Origin of the sequence: Rhodococcus sp. ACS1 (genome assembly GCF_002300155.1) — a bacterium.
GTDB lineage: Bacteria > Actinomycetota > Actinomycetes > Mycobacteriales > Mycobacteriaceae > Rhodococcus_F > Rhodococcus_F koreensis.
Window position 1 is genome coordinate 198,261 of the sequence record NZ_NSDZ01000002.1, and the last position, 15,626, is coordinate 213,886.

General features: G+C 67.3%; 13 protein-coding genes and 1 tRNA gene. 6 read left to right on the top strand and 8 right to left on the bottom strand.

The genetic code is table 11. The annotated features are described in order from the left end of the window. Window positions 1-71 precede the first annotated feature (71 nt). From CJ179_RS08240 to CJ179_RS52640, 3 genes are all read left to right on the top strand, one after another. Entirely contained in the window at window positions 72-443 is a 372-nt protein-coding gene (locus CJ179_RS08240; RefSeq protein WP_095861418.1) for a hypothetical protein, read from the top strand. Between the two features lie 17 nt (window positions 444-460). Further along, complete coding sequence (locus CJ179_RS08245; protein ID WP_095861158.1) at window positions 461-1,237, top strand: trans-aconitate 2-methyltransferase; 777 nt, start codon at window positions 461-463, stop codon at window positions 1,235-1,237. A 71-nt stretch (window positions 1,238-1,308) separates the two neighbouring features. Further along, window positions 1,309-1,887: an HNH endonuclease gene (locus CJ179_RS52640; RefSeq protein WP_241031531.1), complete on the top strand. Its 579-nt coding sequence runs from the start codon at window positions 1,309-1,311 to the stop codon at window positions 1,885-1,887. Between the two features lie 234 nt (window positions 1,888-2,121). On the opposite strand, the gene CJ179_RS08255 is transcribed toward CJ179_RS52640, so the two are convergent. The 6 genes from CJ179_RS08255 to CJ179_RS08280 all read right to left on the bottom strand — a co-directional run bounded on the left by CJ179_RS08255 (window position 2,122) and on the right by CJ179_RS08280 (window position 6,752). Then, a tRNA-Leu gene (locus CJ179_RS08255) sits at window positions 2,122-2,198 on the bottom strand. Window positions 2,199-2,248: 50 nt separating this feature from the next. Next, complete coding sequence (locus tag CJ179_RS08260) at window positions 2,249-3,193, bottom strand: Ppx/GppA phosphatase family protein (RefSeq protein ID WP_095861159.1); 945 nt, start codon at window positions 3,191-3,193, stop codon at window positions 2,249-2,251. After that, entirely contained in the window at window positions 3,190-3,744 is a 555-nt protein-coding gene (locus tag CJ179_RS08265) for a DUF501 domain-containing protein (RefSeq protein ID WP_072940892.1), read from the bottom strand. Before CJ179_RS08265 ends, CJ179_RS08260 begins: the two co-directional genes overlap by 4 nt. Then, a complete protein-coding gene (locus CJ179_RS08270; RefSeq protein WP_072940893.1) occupies window positions 3,741-4,463 on the bottom strand; it encodes a septum formation initiator family protein in 723 nt (240 codons plus the stop codon). The genes CJ179_RS08265 and CJ179_RS08270 overlap by 4 nt, the downstream gene beginning before the upstream one ends. Before the next feature lie 33 nt (window positions 4,464-4,496). Then, window positions 4,497-5,783 carry a phosphopyruvate hydratase gene (gene eno, locus CJ179_RS08275; protein ID WP_072940896.1) on the bottom strand — a complete coding sequence of 429 codons (1,287 nt, stop codon included), beginning with the start codon at window positions 5,781-5,783 and terminating at the stop codon, window positions 4,497-4,499. 198 nt (window positions 5,784-5,981) lie between these two features. Next, a complete protein-coding gene (locus tag CJ179_RS08280; RefSeq protein WP_095861419.1) occupies window positions 5,982-6,752 on the bottom strand; it encodes a lytic transglycosylase domain-containing protein in 771 nt (256 codons plus the stop codon). Window positions 6,753-6,998: 246 nt separating this feature from the next. On the opposite strand from CJ179_RS08280, the gene efeU reads away from it, so the two are divergent. From efeU to efeB, 3 genes are read left to right on the top strand one after another with little or no spacing between them, the layout of a single operon-like run. Further along, the gene (gene efeU / locus CJ179_RS08285) at window positions 6,999-7,934 is read left to right on the top strand and encodes an iron uptake transporter permease EfeU (protein ID WP_095861160.1); all 936 of its coding nucleotides are present in this window, start codon (window positions 6,999-7,001) and stop codon (window positions 7,932-7,934) included. 16 nt (window positions 7,935-7,950) lie between these two features. After that, the gene (efeO, locus tag CJ179_RS08290) at window positions 7,951-9,090 is read left to right on the top strand and encodes an iron uptake system protein EfeO (RefSeq protein WP_095861161.1); all 1,140 of its coding nucleotides are present in this window, start codon (window positions 7,951-7,953) and stop codon (window positions 9,088-9,090) included. Window positions 9,091-9,092: 2 nt separating this feature from the next. Continuing rightward, window positions 9,093-10,373: an iron uptake transporter deferrochelatase/peroxidase subunit gene (gene efeB, locus CJ179_RS08295; RefSeq protein ID WP_095861162.1), complete on the top strand. Its 1,281-nt coding sequence runs from the start codon at window positions 9,093-9,095 to the stop codon at window positions 10,371-10,373. An 18-nt stretch (window positions 10,374-10,391) separates the two neighbouring features. Here efeB and CJ179_RS08300 read toward each other — a convergent pair whose 3' ends face one another. Both CJ179_RS08300 and CJ179_RS08305 read right to left on the bottom strand, forming a co-directional pair. After that, a complete protein-coding gene (locus CJ179_RS08300; RefSeq protein ID WP_095861420.1) occupies window positions 10,392-14,360 on the bottom strand; it encodes a bifunctional diguanylate cyclase/phosphodiesterase in 3,969 nt (1,322 codons plus the stop codon). Window positions 14,361-14,769: 409 nt separating this feature from the next. Beyond that, window positions 14,770-15,609: a glycoside hydrolase family 16 protein gene (locus CJ179_RS08305; RefSeq protein ID WP_095861163.1), complete on the bottom strand. Its 840-nt coding sequence runs from the start codon at window positions 15,607-15,609 to the stop codon at window positions 14,770-14,772. Window positions 15,610-15,626 lie beyond the last annotated feature (17 nt).

The following is a 15,626-nucleotide window of genomic DNA, read 5'->3' on the forward strand; positions in this document are numbered from 1 at the left end:
GGGGCGTAACGAAACCGGTGCGAGTGGGGATTGACAGTACGGAATCCCGCAACGGACAGGAACCCTCCGCCATGGCTACCGTCACGCACATCGATATCGCTCGCGCCCGCCGCTCTCGTCGGGTTCTCTTCATCGGAAACCCCACCCGGTACAAAGAGGTGTCGCACTGGGCGATGGTCAAGCAGTGGATGGTCGTCCACGGACTCGAGCCCGTCCGGAAGCTGGACGGCCCCGCGCTCTGCGCGATCGTCACCGAGGACGTCCTCGACGGAGTCGGCTCCCCTCAGGACGCGCAGGCGATTCAGAGCGCCCGTGAACAGGGAATACCGTGTATCAGCGTGCACGACAGCACTCAGATCTGGCAGGCCACGGCCCGCGTCCGCGCGTCCATCGCGCGATCCGGGGGCGGCGCACACTCGAGCCCGCACCACCAGGGAGCCTGAGAGAACCGCGGGCCGTCGTGGTCGACTGGGACGGCGAAGGCTACGCCGATGTCGGCGCACTGCAGCGCGCCGTCGCGGAGCAGTCGATCGCGGAGCTCACCCTCGCCGGCACTGAACGTGTGCTGGACGTGGGGTGCGGCGACGGATTCGTCACGCTCCGGATCGCCGAGCGGCTTCCCGGCGGTTCGGTGGTCGGAGTGGATGCCTCCCCGCGGATGATCGCGAAGGCAGAATCGAGGGCGGTGCCGGACGGGGCCCGCGCCGAGTTCCGTTTCGCGGACGCTCGCGACCTTCCGTTCGACCGTGAGTTCGACGTCGCGGTGTCGTTCAACGCGCTGCACTGGGTTCCCGACCTGCAGGTGGCGTTGGCCGCGATCGCCCGCAGCGTCGTGGACGGTGGCCGTGTGATCGTCCAGATGGTGTGCGCCGGTCCACGGACCAGTATCGAAGACGTGATGATGGCCATCTCGGCACGCCCACGGTGGGCGGAGTTCTTCACCGACTTCACGGCGCCGTTCATCCACATCGAGCCCGCGACATTCCGCGGATTCGCGAAAGCGACAGGACTCGACACCACGAACCTCGTCGTCCGGGACGTCGAATGGGATTTCGGCTCCCGAGAAGATTTCGTGCGGTGGTGCACCGTCGGATCCACCGACTGGACCGCGCACCTCGACGACGCCGCCGTCCCCGAGTTCATGGACGACGTCGCACGCGAGTACGAGCAGATCTCCCGACGCCCGGGGTTGTTCCTGTTCACTCAGATGCGCGCGGAACTCGTCCGGCAGTCCTGACAGCGGCGCGTCGGCGGTGGCTCGGGCTTGGCGCTTACTTCCTCGCCCAGCGCACGGGCTCACGCGCTGACTTGAACTTGTCGCGCCATCTCAACGAGGAAGACCTCGCCGAGGTGGAGAGCCTCGGGGACGGCATCACCCGTCTGGAGGATGCGGTCGCGAATCTTCAGCAGCGGGAGGCCGGCATCACACAAATGGTCAACCCGCCGAAGTTCGTCCTCGAGCACTACTCCGACGAGCTCATGAAGCACGTCGGAGTCGAGTTGTCGCCGATCAGCGTGCCGTACCCGGTCTATACCTTCGAGTACGTCAGTGCCGGTGGAAACAGCGGCCAGCGATCATCTGTCACTCTCAACCGGCAGACGATCGACGTGCTGATCGAAACTATGTCGCAGAAGATCAAGTGGCTGAAGAGCGCGGCCGGCCAGCGCGCGCTCATAACCACGACGCTGCGCAACATGATCAAGACCCGTGACAACCACACTTGCCGGTACTGCTCGATTTCTCTGTCGGCGGAACCGCATCTGTTGCTGGAGGTGGATCACATCATGCCTGTGTCCAAGGGCGGTCTGACAGCGCCGGAGAATCTTCAAACCTTGTGCTGGCGGTGTAACCGGACCAAGTCGAACAGGATCATCGCGGCGGGGTAGGGCTTGCCTGCGGTGCGTCATATCGCCTGCCCCGTGCTCTCGCACTCCGCCAGCTCGCACACCTCAAACGACCAGTTCGCCATCCGATGCATGTGTCGCCGACCCTTCGGCCTCGGATCGGACGGACGTCTCGGTCCGTGTCGTGCTCGTGCCGCTCCACCCGATCCAGCCACGCCGCGACCTGGTCAACGTCACCTTCGTAGCGCGAGGCGGAAATGCTCCACTGCGGCTTAATGGTGCCCCCAGTCGGACTCGAACCGACACTTGGCGGATTTTAAGTCCGCTGCCTCTGCCAATTGGGCTATAGGGGCTACCGGTCGCCGAGGGTGTTGCTCGGCGACCGTGCGCAGATCACCCTAGCTCAGGCGATCGACAAGGCGATTCCGTCGAGGATGTCGTGTTCGCTGACGACGAGTTGGTCGATGCCGGCCTTTTTCTCGAATGCGTCGGCGAGGGCGAGGGTCACGATCGCTCCGCCGCCGATGACGTCGACCCGTCCGGGGTGCATCGGTCCGAGCGCGGCGCGTTCGGTGTGGGTCATGGCGATCAGCGAGTTGCAGACCTCCCGCAGCCGGGGCAGCGGGATGCGGGAGAGATGCACCTGTTCGGCGTCGTATTCGGGCAGCTCTTTCGCGAGTGCGGCGATCGTGGTCATGGTGCCTGCGACGCCCACCCAGGTGTGGGCTTGTTCGACGGGGACGCGAGCGAACGCGTCGTCGAGGCGTTCCTGTGCGAAGGCCCGGGCGTCCTCGATCTGTGCGGGCGTCGGCGGATCGTGGTGGAGGCAGCGCTCGGTGATGCGCACGCACCCGATGTCGGTGGAGAACGCCGCGTGAACGCCGGATTCGTCGCCGAGCACCACTTCGGTGGAACCACCGCCGAGGTCCACGACCACGAACGGCCCCTGGGAGGGATCGAGTTCCCCGACCGCACCGTTGAACGACAGTCGCGCTTCCTCGTCGCCGGTGATGACTTCGGCCCCGGCGCCCGGGATGACGGCACCGAGCACGTCGCGGGTCATCGAGAAGAAATCCTCCCGATTGGACGCGTCGCGGGTGGCGGACGTGGCCACCATGCGGACGGCGGTGGCGCCGGCGTCCGCGATCATTCCGGCGTACTCGGTCAACGCGACGCGGGTGCGTTCGATGGCCTCGGGCGCCAGACGCCCGGTGGCGTCCACGCCCTGCCCCAGCCGGACGACGCGCATCTCGCGGCAGACGTCGTGCAAGGCACCCTTGTCGTCGACATCGGCGACGAGGAGGCGGATGGAGTTCGTGCCGCAGTCGACGGCGGCGACGCGCGTCACTGTTCGGGACTTTCGATGTCGTCGATGCCGGGCCAGTCCGCGGGAATCGCGGTGCCCCTCAGCTTTCCGCCTGCCGCGGATGCGGCGAGGGCCACCGACTCGTCGCCGAGCGGGTTGACGCCCGGCCCCTTCGCGAGCGAGTGGGCCATCAGCACGTGCAGGCATTTGACGCGTTCGGGCATGCCGCCGCCGGTGAAGTCCGTTCCCAATGGTTCGATGGCGTCACGCTCGGCGAGATACGACTGGTGGGCGCGCAGGTATGCGGCCGCGAGTTCCGGGTCCTGCCCGAGACGTTCGGTCATCTCACGCATCACACCCGCGGACTCCTGCCTGCTGGCCTCCGCGGTCAGTCGCGGGTCGGTCAGGTAGTACAGCGTCGGGAACGGCGTTCCGTCGGGAAGTTTGGGCGCGGTCTTCACGACGCCGGGTGCGCCGTCGGGACTGCGGTACGCGATCTCGAGCACTCCTCGCGGTTCGCGGCCGAGTTGGGCGGCGACGGCGTCGAGGTCTTCCTGCGGCACGGGGCTGGACGGGTTGGACGAAGTGGTCACCCGGTGGGTTCTCCTGGTTCTGGCGGTACGGGCGGCGGCACCATGGGGGGCGCCGGAGCCGGTGCCGGCTGCACCTCGGGCGCGGCCGGCGGTTCTGAAATGGTCTTCCACAGGTCGGAGTACCAGGGGCCCGCCATCTCGGCGTCCTTCTCCTCCTGCTTCTCCGGCTCCTTGTAGTCGCCGGGCAGCTGCACCTGGAACGGCGTGTCGCCGGGCTTCACCCACCGGAGCCGTCCCCGCGCCTGCGCCTCGATGTAGGCGGGGTCGGAGTAACGCTCCTCGAGAATCCGCAGTTCCCGCAGATCCTTCTCGAGTTGAACCTGTTCCGCTGCAATGCGATCCGCTTCACCACGCTGGGTGAGGTAGTTGCGCAGCGGAACCGCGAGGGTGAGGGCGAGAAGCAGCACGACCATGACGAGGACGAGCGCCTGGCCCGTCGACAGCCCGAGGATCTTGTGCTCGGACCGAGGTATGCGGGCGGCCCCGGTCGCGCCCACCCGTCTCGGGCGGGCGCGGCCGGGGAGCACCTTGCCGGTGTCGGCGCTGTCGACGGCGTCCGGTTTGCCGTCGGCCTGCCCCGGCGTCGTCGACTTGGTGGTGCGGGGGCGTCGCGCTCCGGGAGCGCCCTCCGCGCGGCTTCCGCGGGCCCGTTCACCACGCCCGGTGCCACGGCCGCCCGGACTTGCTCCGGACGACCGCGGCCTGCCGCGCTGTGCCACCTACCCCAACACCCCTCACTCGACTGTCGAACGTCAGCCTTCGAATGCGAACCGCGGGAAGGCGACCTCGCCGGCGTAGCGGGCGGCGTCGCCCAGGTTCTCCTCGATGCGCAGCAGCTGGTTGTACTTGGCGACACGCTCGCTGCGTGCGGGGGCGCCGGTCTTGATCTGACCACTGCCCACGGCGACCGCGAGGTCGGCGATGGTGGTGTCCTCGGTCTCGCCGGACCGGTGGCTCATCATCGTCTTGTAGCCGTTGCGGTGCGCGAGGTCGACGGCGTCGAGGGTCTCGGTCAGCGTGCCGATCTGGTTGACCTTCACCAGCAGCGCGTTCGCGGCGCCCTTGACGATGCCCTCTTCCAGACGCTCCGGGTTGGTGACGAACAGGTCGTCACCGACGAGCTGGACCTTGTTGCCGATCTGATCGGTGAGGGCGACCCAGCCGTCCCAGTCGTCCTCGTCCAGCGGGTCCTCGATGGATACGATCGGGTACGCGTCGACCAGTTCGGCGTAGAACGCCGCCATCTCGTCCGCGGTCCGGTTGCTGCCCTCGAACTTGTAGCCGGTGCCGTCCGTGTAGAACTCGGTGGCGGCGACGTCGAGTGCCAGCGCCACGTCGGTGCCCAGCACCAGACCGGTCTTGCCGATGGCGACGCTGATCAGGTCGAGGGCTTCCTTGGTGCCCGCGACGTCGGGGGCGAAGCCGCCCTCGTCACCGAGACCGGTGGCCAGGCCCTTCTCCTTCAGCACCGACTTGAGGGCGTGGTACACCTCGGCGCCCCAGCGCAGGGACTCCTTGAATGTGGCGGCACCGATCGGGGCGACCATGAACTCCTGGACGTCGACACCGGTGTCTGCGTGCGCGCCACCGTTGAGGATGTTCATCATCGGGACGGGCAGGACGTGGGCGTTGGGGCCTCCGACGTAACGGAAAAGGTCGAGACCGGACGACTCGGCGGCCGCGCGGGCGACCGCGAGGGACGCACCCAGGAGCGCGTTGGCGCCCAGACGCGACTTGTCGGGGGTGCCGTCGGCGTCCAGCAGGGCCTGGTCGACGGTTCGCTGCTCGGTGGCGTCGATCCCGATGATGGCCGGAGCGATCTCGCTCAGGACGGCCTCGACGGCCTTCTCGACACCCTTGCCGTTGTACCGGTCACCACCGTCACGCAGTTCGACGGCCTCGTGCTCACCGGTCGAGGCACCCGACGGAACCGCGGCGCGAGCGAAACTTCCGTCGTCGAGCAGCACCTCGACCTCCACCGTGGGGTTACCACGGGAATCGAGGATCTCACGGGCTCCGACCTGCTCAATGATGGACACTTGCTGATTCTCCTTATATTGGCCTTCGCACTGTGCAGCGACCGGTCCGATCGTGCCAGGACACCAGATCGTGCCAGGACACAGCGTAACGGCACACCGAAACCGGCGCGGGATGGCGCGCCCCGCCGACGGCGATCCGCCCGCGCGACACCTCTCTCGATACGACGGCGATCAGGTCACGAAGCGGTGGTGGAAGGGTTACGGGCGCACCCCGACGGAGTAGGCGGACGCCCGGTCGCGTACCAGGGTGAGGTACTCCCCCGACAGGTTGTAGGCCATCAGAGCCGACTGCCAGCCCTCCGGCGAGGTGAGGTCGCCGCCCCGCTCGCACAGGTAGCGGGCGGCGGTCAACGCCGAGTCGTCGATGTTGTCGGCGTCGGCCACGCCGTCACCGTTCGCGTCGACACCCCACCTCTTCCACGTCTCGGGAATGAACTGCAGGGGACCCATGGCGCGGTCGTGCACCGGGTCGCCGTCCATCACCCCGCCGTCGGTGTCGGGGATCTCGGCGACGCCGGGTCCGCCGTCGAGCGGGATGCCCCGGATCTCGGGCGTCACCTGTCCGGTCGGCCCGACCGTCGAACCGGCGTGCGTGCCGTGCCTGCTCTCGACGCTGGCGATTCCGGCGAGGGTGGTCCACCCGATCCCGCATCCGGGTTTCGTCTCGGCCATCACCGCCGACGCGTAGCCGTACGCCTCGAGCGCGGTACCTCCGACGCCGATCGAGTCGGCCAGTCCGGCGGACCACTCGTGCAGTTGATCCGCGGAGCGTCCCGGCGCGTTGATGTCGATCGGCGGGGTCGCCGCACCGGGACCTGGTGGGATGCCTTCCGGTATGGCGATCCTCGGTTGCTGCTCCCGCGAGCACGCGCCGTAGGCGAGAACCACGACCACCGTCGCCGCGAGCAGAGCGAACAGCGGTCCGGGCCATCGGGAACGACGTGTCGGCCGCGCGGGATATCGGTTCACGTCTCCATCATCCACACCGAACTCGTCGATCCCGGCCAGGCGAGACGGCGTCCACACCGAATACGGGTCACGACACGGCAACACGCCTAACGTAAAGAGTTGTAAAAGTGCAGGTGAGGGGTTCTTCGGACGCGCTCACCCGGTGTATGTTTTTCCACAGGGCTAAGGTTCGCCTTGCCTACTGCAAGGTTGCCTACCCAACCTTGCTGATCGCTCGCGCTCGACCCGCCTCGATCAGGAGTGTGCATGTCAGTTCTCGCCGCAGGGACCGCGCCGTCGATCGCCACACAGCTGTTCGGCAGTGGATTGATCGGTCTGCGCGAGGGCCTCGAGGCGGGCATCGTCGTCATGATCCTCGCCGCGTTCCTCGTGAAAGCCGAACGCAAGGACGCACTCAAATGGGTCTGGCTCGGCGTCGGCATCGCCGTGGCGATGGTGGCGGCGATCTTCCTCGTCATCCACTACGGAACATCCACCGTCACCGGACTGACCGCCGAGATCATCGCCGGCGTCGCCTCCCTCGTCGCGGTCGCGATCGTCACCACGATGGTGCTGTGGATGCGGAAGGCCGCGCGGACCATCTCCCACGACCTCAAGGCCGGCATGGAGAAGGCACTGGTCGCCGGTCCGATCGCGGTACTCACGCTCGCGTTCTTCGCCGTCGGCCGAGAAGGTGTCGAGACCGCGCTCCTCATGGTCGGGTACGCCGAGAACACCGCAGGCAGTGCGTGGCCTCTCGTCGGCCTCCTGCTCGGCATCGTCGCGGCCGCGGTCCTCACCGTGCTGCTGTACATCGGTGCCGTCCGCCTCGACTTCGCGAAATTCTTCAAGTACACCGGCATCTTCCTGATCATCGTCGCCGCCGGAATCCTCGGGTACGGCATCCACGCCCTGCAGGTCGGTGGCGTCCTGCCCGGCGGTTCCGCACTCGCGTTCGACATCTCCGGCGGATACGACGCCTCCAGCTGGTACGGCACCGTCCTCGCCGGCATCTTCAACTTCCGGCCCGACCCGACCGTCCTGCAGGCGGTCGCCTGGGTCGTGTACGTCGTCGTGGTCCTGTTCCTGTTCCTCCGGCCCGTCTCCGCGCCCACACGCGCACCCGAGCCCTCCGCATCCCCGACGGCCTCCGCGGCCCCCGAGCGCACTGCCTCCCCCTCACCCGACGAAACAGTTTCGTGAAAGGCAACGTCCGCCCATGAAGACCATGCGCCGATCCACCTTCGCCCTCGCCTCGGTCGCCGTGCTGCCGCTTGCCCTCGCAGGCTGTACCGAGAAGTCGACGGCGAACACCGACGACATCACCGTCACCGCGAGCGACGAAACCTGCGACGTCAGCGCCGACACCGGGACCACCGGGAGCAGCACGTTCCAGGTCACGAACAACGGCAGCAAGGTCACCGAGTTCTACGTGTACGCCGAGGGCGACCGGGCGATGGGTGAGGTCGAGAACATCGGTCCCGGGCTCACCCGCCAGCTCATCGTGTCGCTGCCCGACGCAGGCACCTACCAGCTCGCCTGCAAGCCCGGCATGGTCGGCAACGGCATCCGGCAGGAATTCACCGTCACCGGCGACTCGATGAGCGCCTCCGACGAGAGCGGGCAGCTTGCCGAGGCAGCCGACGGCTACCGCCGCTACATCCGCAGTCAGGTCGTCGCCCTGCAGGACACCACGCAGCAGTTCGTCGACGCAGTCAAGGCCGGCAACATCGATCAGGCCAAGGCACTGTTCCCCGTCGCCCGCACCTACTACGAGCGCATCGAGCCGGAGGCGGAGAGCTTCGGTGAGCTCGATCCCAAGCTCGATCTGCGGGAGGCCGACCTCGAGCCCGGGCAGGAATGGACGGGCTTCCACCGACTGGAGAAGGACCTGTGGGTGACCGGTCCCCAGCCCGACACCAACGCGATCGCCGACCAACTCGTCGTCGACGTCCAGTACCTCGCCGACCAGGTGAACGCGGAGGACTACGCGATCGACCCCACCAAGATCGCCGGCGACGCGCAGGGGCTGCTCGACGAGATCTCGACGTCGAAGATCACCGGTGAGGAAGACATCTTCTCGCACACCGACCTGTGGGACTTCCAGGCCAACGTCGACGGCTCGCAGGCCGCGGTCGCCGCACTGCAGCCGATCATCGAAGAACGCAATCCCGAACTGGCCGCGAACATCACCCAGCGTTTCGCGGACCTCGATGCCGACCTCGCTCAATACCGCCAGGGTGACGGGTTCGTCTTCTACGACACTGTAAACGAACAACAGCGCCAGGAACTGTCGCGCAAGATCGACGCCCTGTCGGCCGAGGTCAGCCAGGTTCAGGGCGTAGTAGCAGGCGCATAATCATGACTGATCCGACCGATCCGACCGAGACGACCACCACGGTGGACGAGCGCAAGGGCATGTCCCGACGACGTCTGTTCGGCGCCGTCGGGGCGGGAGCCGCCCTGGCAGGCGCCGGTGCACTGGTCGGGCGCGCCACCGCCGCCGAACCGCCGTTCTCGCATGCCGACGTCGTCGCCTTCCGGGGCGAACACCAGGCAGGCATCGTGACGCCCGCCCAGGACCGGATGCACTTCGTGGCGTTCGACGTCACCACGAAGTCCCGGGAGGAACTCGAGGCGCTGCTGAAGAAATGGACCGTGATGGCCGAGCGGATGACCGCCGGCGAGGAGGCCACCCCGGACGGGGCCGTCGGCGACGGCCTGTACGTTCCGCCCAGCGACACCGGGGAGGCGCTCGGCCTGGCGGCGTCCCAGCTGACGCTGACCATCGGGTTCGGACCATCGCTGTTCGACGACCGGTTCGGGTTCGCATCCAAGAAGCCCACGGCGCTCGAAGAACTTCCGCACTTCCGAGCGGACAACCTGGATCCGGCGCGCAGTGGCGGCGACATCGCGATCCAGGCGTGCGCCAACGACCCGCAGGTGGCCGTGCACGCCATCCGCAACCTGGCGCGCGTCGCGTTCGGGACGGCCTCGGTCCGCTGGTCGCAGCTCGGCTTCGGCCGCACGTCGTCCACGTCCACCACCCAGGACACCCCGCGGAACCTGTTCGGGTTCAAGGACGGAACGAACAACATCAAGGCGGAGGAAACCGACGTCGTCGACCAGAACGTCTGGGTGGCCTCCGGCGACGACCAGCCGTGGATGGGCGGCGGCACGTACCTCGTGGCGCGGCGGATCCGCATGCTCATCGAACAGTGGGACCGCACCGTGCTCGGCGAGCAGGAACGCGTGATCGGGCGGTCCAAGGGCAGCGGCGCTCCCCTGAGCGGCAAGGCCGAGTTCGACGAACTCGACCTCGACTCCAAGAAGGGACACGACCCGGTGATCGACGTCGACGCCCACGTGCGGCTGGCGTCCGCGCAGGAACTGGGCGGCATCCAGATCCTGCGTCGCGGTTACAACTTCACCGACGGCTCCGACGGTTTCGGCCACCTCGACGCCGGACTCTTCTTCATCGCCTACTGCCGCAACCCGCAGGAACAGTTCGTGCCGATGCAGCTCAACCTGTCGAGAAACGACGCGATGAACGAGTACATCCAGCACGTCGGATCCGCACTCTTCGTCTGCCCGCCCGGACTCGCCGAGGGCCAGCACTGGGGTCAGGGTCTGTTCACGTAGCCGGCACGGCGCCTCGCGTCAACGGTGCCCGCCGATCAACCGAAGGTCGAGTTGGTCGGGGGGTAACGGCCGACCGTGGTAGTGCCCCTGGGTGACGTCGCAGCCGTACCGGCGCAGCGCGCGCAGGGTGTCCTCGTCTTCGACACCTTCCGCGACCAGCGACGCACCGAGGCTGTGCGCGAGTTCCACCGTCGAACGCACGATCGCGACCGACCGAGGGTCGCTCGCGAGGCGTGCGACGAAGACCCGGTCGAGTTTGAGCTCGTCGACGGTCAGGTCCTGCAGGTACGCCAGGGAAGACCAGCCGGTGCCGTAGTCGTCGATCGACAATCCGATTCCCAGTCCCTGCAGCGCTTCGACCACCCTCCTGGCGCGTTTGTAGTCGGTCATCAGGACGCTTTCGGTGATCTCGAGGATCAGCGTGTCGGCGGGTAACCGAAGGTCGTCCAGGAGTCGGTTGATCTCGGCAACCAGGTCGACGTCGAGGAGATTGGTGACCGACAGATTCACTGCGACGGTGAGCGATATGCCGCGATCGAGCCAGCTCCGCGCCTGACCCAGCGCAAGCTCGAGCACCCTCGTCGTCAGCGGCCGCATCAGTCCGGACTGTTCGGCCTGGGGCAGGAACTCGTCGGGCAGGAGTAGGCCGCGGAGGGGGTGCTCCCACCGAACGAGCGCCTCGACGCCGTGCACTCGGCCGTCGGAGGCGCTGACCTTGGGTTGGTAGTAGCACGTGAGCTCGCCACCGGTGATCGCCGTGCGCAGCTCCTCGACGGTCTGCCGCTCCTCGATGCTGCGCTGGTACTCGGTGGCGTCGTACACGGCGATCGTGCGGCGGGAACACTTGGCGCGATACACCGCCACTCCCGCGCATTGCAGCAGGTCCTGGGGATTGGTGCAGTGTTGCGGGCAGAGGGCGATCCCGATGCACGCCTCGATACGGACCGTGACCTCATCGAGGTCGAACGGCTCGCGAAATGCCTCGAGGAGACGACCCGCCAGCGCCCTGGCGCCCGCGAGATCGGTCCCCGCCGGCAGCAGGACCGCGAAGGCGTCTGCGTCGAGGCGTGCCGGCAGATCGCCCGGTCGCACCGACCGCGACAATCGGTCCGCCACCTGGCACAGCAATTGATCGCCCACGTAGCGTCCGAACGAGTCGTTGATCTCCTTGAAGCGGACCACATCCATCAGCAGCAGACCAGGACCCGGACGGTTGTGGTACCCGGCCGGCTGTACCGCCTGGTCGTCGTACGCGGCCGTCAGCGCGGCCACGATTGCCCGCCGGTTGGCCAGGTTCGTGAGGTCGTCGATGCTCGCCTCGCGATGACTGTCGGCCAGCACGACGACTTGCCGGAACGTCACCGCGAATCGGGCCGCGACCGCGACCAGGCTGAGCGCTGCCAGCAGCACCGCGAGCCTCGGCAGTCGCGCATCGTGGTCGACGACCAGCAGCCCCACTGCTGCGGCGGTGCACACCAGTGGGGGAACCCAGATGCCCAGTCCCGGTAGCTGACCCGACTTTTCTCGACCCGGGGCTCGCCAGCTTGCCACGGCAACGAGCATCACGGCGACGTGTGGGAGTGCATCGACCCATATGTCCACGTCGTGACCGGCAGCACTCCGGAACAGGTACACGGTGTCGGCCACCGCGAACAGCGTGAACCCCGCGACCAATAGGACCCACCGCTGCTCGGCACGCCACCCCAGCATCGCGAGCGCCCCGACTGCGAGTGTCAGCAGCAGCACATCTCCCACCGGATAGGCCAACCCGACGATCACCGTGGCGGGCGATCCGTCGGCCACCGAGTCGATCGGCCCGAATGCGAGGGCAGCCGCCAGCGCCGCGAGCGTCAGACCTGCGGTGACCGCGTCCAACCAGATCTCGGTCGGTATCCGCCGCACCCGTGTGCGCAGCAGCATCACCAACCCGGCATACACGAGTGGGTAGAACGCCAACTTCAGCGGATCGGCCACCGAGGGCGACAGGCCGCCAGTCACCCACGACGTCGCCAGTACAGCGCCCACACCCCAGCTCGTCATGCCCAGCGCGACCAGCACCCACGCCCTCTTCTCGGTCGGTACCCACCATGCGCGAGCAGCGACGAGAAGCGCGGCCGACAGGGCCAGTCCGTCGTAGAGCACCTCGTGCAGCACCACCCAACCGGATTGATCCTCCGACCCGATCGAGATCCCCAACAGGACCACACCGATCAGCAGAATTCCGAGCCTGACCGTGACGCCACACCGCGACGGGTCGGACGGCGACACCCAGTTCGCCCGAATCGACTGTGGCAGGCGATGTGCGATCGTCGCCTCCGGCACGCTGTCGCTTCCCGATACGGCCAGGGGACGCGCGTGCCGCGGTGTGTGTGCGGCCTCCCCGGGGCTGACGACGACGGGGCGGTGGGTCGGGCGGTCGACGTCGGCCAGCGCCTCGAAATCATCGGCGTCGGCCCGGTCGGGGATGTAACTGCGCAGGCAGCCGCCACCGCAGCGTTTGGCCGCATACATCGCGAGGTCGGCCTGTTTGAGCAGGCTCTCGGTCGTCGCGTCGGGGACCTCGGACGTGGCGATGGTGAGCCCGATGCTGGGGCGGATGGAAAGGACGACACCGTCGATGATGAACGGCGGGGTGAAAGCCTCGAGTACCCGATCCGCGGCAGACAGTGCATCCTCGACGCTCCCTTCGACCAGTGCCGCGAACTCGTCACCTCCGAGCCGGGCCACGGTGTCGGTGCTCCGCATGCAGCCGGTGAGTCGTTCGGCGACGCGGATCAACAACTCGTCGCCGGCGGGGTGGCCGAGGCTGTCGTTGACGGTCTTGAAATCGTCGAGATCCACACACAGCACGACGATCGGTGTCGGTTCCCGGCGCCGGCGCTGTACGGCCTGGTCGAGCCGGTCGAGAAACAACGCCCGGTTCGCCAATCCGGTCAGCCGGTCGCGAAAGGCTTGCCGGGCCACGGTGAGCAAGAGCCGTCGGTTCTCGGCCAGCACGATGAACTGCCGCGCGAGCAGGGCGACCACCAGGACGATGATCACAGCGGGAATCGGGCCGGAACCCAGGCCGGGCAGCTCCCGCTGCAGGCCGACCGCAGCAGCCAGCAGCAACGGGAGGTACGGCAACCACAATCGGGTCCGAGACGGAATCTGCAGCGGAACCGGTTCGCGCGACGGCTCGCGGGTGCTCGACAGCGCCGCCAGCCCGAATGCGGCGAAGGCCGCCACCCAGCCCAGGTCGATCACACTGCCGGTGTGATAGCTGCCCATCGCGCTCATGTACGTGAACGCGCTGGCGGACAGCGCCATCAGGACGATCCCGATGCACAGCAACCCCAGGGTCAGACGTTGCCCGGACCGGGCCCGGGCCAGCACTACTATCGCCATCGTGGCGATCACCAGGTCCGCGACGGGATACGCGAGGGACAAGACGAGAGCGACCGGTCTGTCGCTTCCCGCGCGGAACACGCTGCCCAGCACGCTCACCCACGACACCACGAACAGTGAACCGGCCACGATGATTCCGTCCAGAATCAGCCGGGTGCGGGATTGCCCGCCGTCACCCGCCGGGAACAGCAGCAGCGCTGCGCCCGCGCCGACCGGAAACAGCAGGAAGGCCGCGTCCGCCGGCGAGGGGAACGGGATCTGATCGAGCCCCTGCCACACCTCGTAGTAGCACCAGATGGCTTCGCCCACCGACCAGGCCGCGAGCCCACCGGCCAGCGCCAGCCAACTGTGGCGGCGGCCGCCCCGTCCTCTCCATGCCGCCCACGCGGCACACCCGGTCGCGACGAGAGCGAACACCAGCAAGCCCACGCCGACGACCACCGTGGCCGCGAACGCCCGGTCCCACCCTTGCCACCGAGCCAGCGCGAACAGCAACGCCGGCACCGCAATCGTCACTGCGACCAGCCACAGCACGTCGCTCCACAGGACGGCCTTCACATTCGACGACGTCCCCATGCGTTCGGCTGTCCGATGTTCCATCGCCACCATCCGAACTGCCGTCTGAGGCACCTGCGCATACATTCGTTCATTGCGTTATCGGATTCAAAGTTTCCAGACGACCCTATTTACACGATCTATATACTGTAATACAGCCTTATACATACTTAAAGTATGTTATGCCGTCGCGCACCAAGAGGCGACACCCGGGGTCGGAGGGACACGAAGCGCTCAGCGAGGGCGGCCGAATTCTGTGCGCGGTCAGCGGCCGACGAGTTTCCCGATCAATCGTGGGAGCGGCCGCCGGAACTTCGGACAGTCGCACATCGCACAGGACGTGCCCTTGCGGTAATGCTCGTGAGCGGCGAATGGGTGGCCGCAGCGGCACTCGGAGTTCGACACGGCCATGAAGTTGATTCTATTCACACGCCGAATTCGCCGGTCCCTGACGTCACTGGGAGAACCTCACCCAGTCCACCAGCATGGTGGCGGGAAAGCGTGTGGACGGCGTGACCGGGCCGGGCCAGTTTCCGCCTACGGCCACATCCAGCAGTAGGTACGCGGGGGCGTCGAACACCCAGCGTTCCTCGGGTCGGAGATCCGCCGTGGTGACAGTACCGACGATGTTCCCGTCGATCCCCACCGAGATGCGGCCGGGTGCCTTGATCAGCGCATAGTCGTGGAAACCTGCGCTGAGATTCGCGCCGATCGCGCCATCCGTCGAGCGCTCCCAGTGACCGCCGCCGACGGTGGGGCCGTGTACTCCCGCGTGATATCGCGAACCGTCCCCGATCACTTCGAGGATGTCGATCTCTCCGCAGACGGGCCACCCGACGCTGTTGATATTGCTTCCCAGTGTCCAGAACGCCGGATGGATCCCCGGGCCGGACGGCACCTGCATCCGTGCCTCGATCACGCCGTACGTGAAGTCGAATTTTCCACGGGTCACGAGCCGAGCCGAGGTGAAGCCGCCACCGTTTCTGCGCGCCTCGACGACGAGACGACCGTTGCCGTCGAGTCGCGAATTCTGGCGGGAATCGGTGTACACCTGTTTCTCGTTGTTGCCCCACCCGCCGCCCCCGAGGTCGTAACCCCAGAACTGTGGACTGGGTGCAGCATTTGCGGGTCCGTCGAACTCGTCGCTGCCGATCACGGTGTACCCGGGATAGGCGGTCCGGGCGCCTCCGGCGACGGGAACGGCGACGGCCACAGCTGGGGTGAGGGATAGCGCGCACAGCGCCACCGAGCACGTCAACGCCATGTCGAACATGGCCGAGCGCATCCGCTGCATGTGCCGATGCTAAGCGC

Coding starts and splice junctions, on each gene's coding strand:
- CJ179_RS08240 (WP_095861418.1), top strand. CDS start 72: ATGGCTACCGTCACGCACATCGATATCGCTCGCGCCCGCCGCTCTCGT.
- efeU (WP_095861160.1), top strand. CDS start 6,999: ATGTCAGTTCTCGCCGCAGGGACCGCGCCGTCGATCGCCACACAGCTG.
- efeO (WP_095861161.1), top strand. CDS start 7,951: ATGAAGACCATGCGCCGATCCACCTTCGCCCTCGCCTCGGTCGCCGTG.
- efeB (WP_095861162.1), top strand. CDS start 9,093: ATGACTGATCCGACCGATCCGACCGAGACGACCACCACGGTGGACGAG.
- CJ179_RS08300 (WP_095861420.1), bottom strand. CDS start 14,360: ATGGAACATCGGACAGCCGAACGCATGGGGACGTCGTCGAATGTGAAG.
- CJ179_RS08305 (WP_095861163.1), bottom strand. CDS start 15,609: ATGCAGCGGATGCGCTCGGCCATGTTCGACATGGCGTTGACGTGCTCG.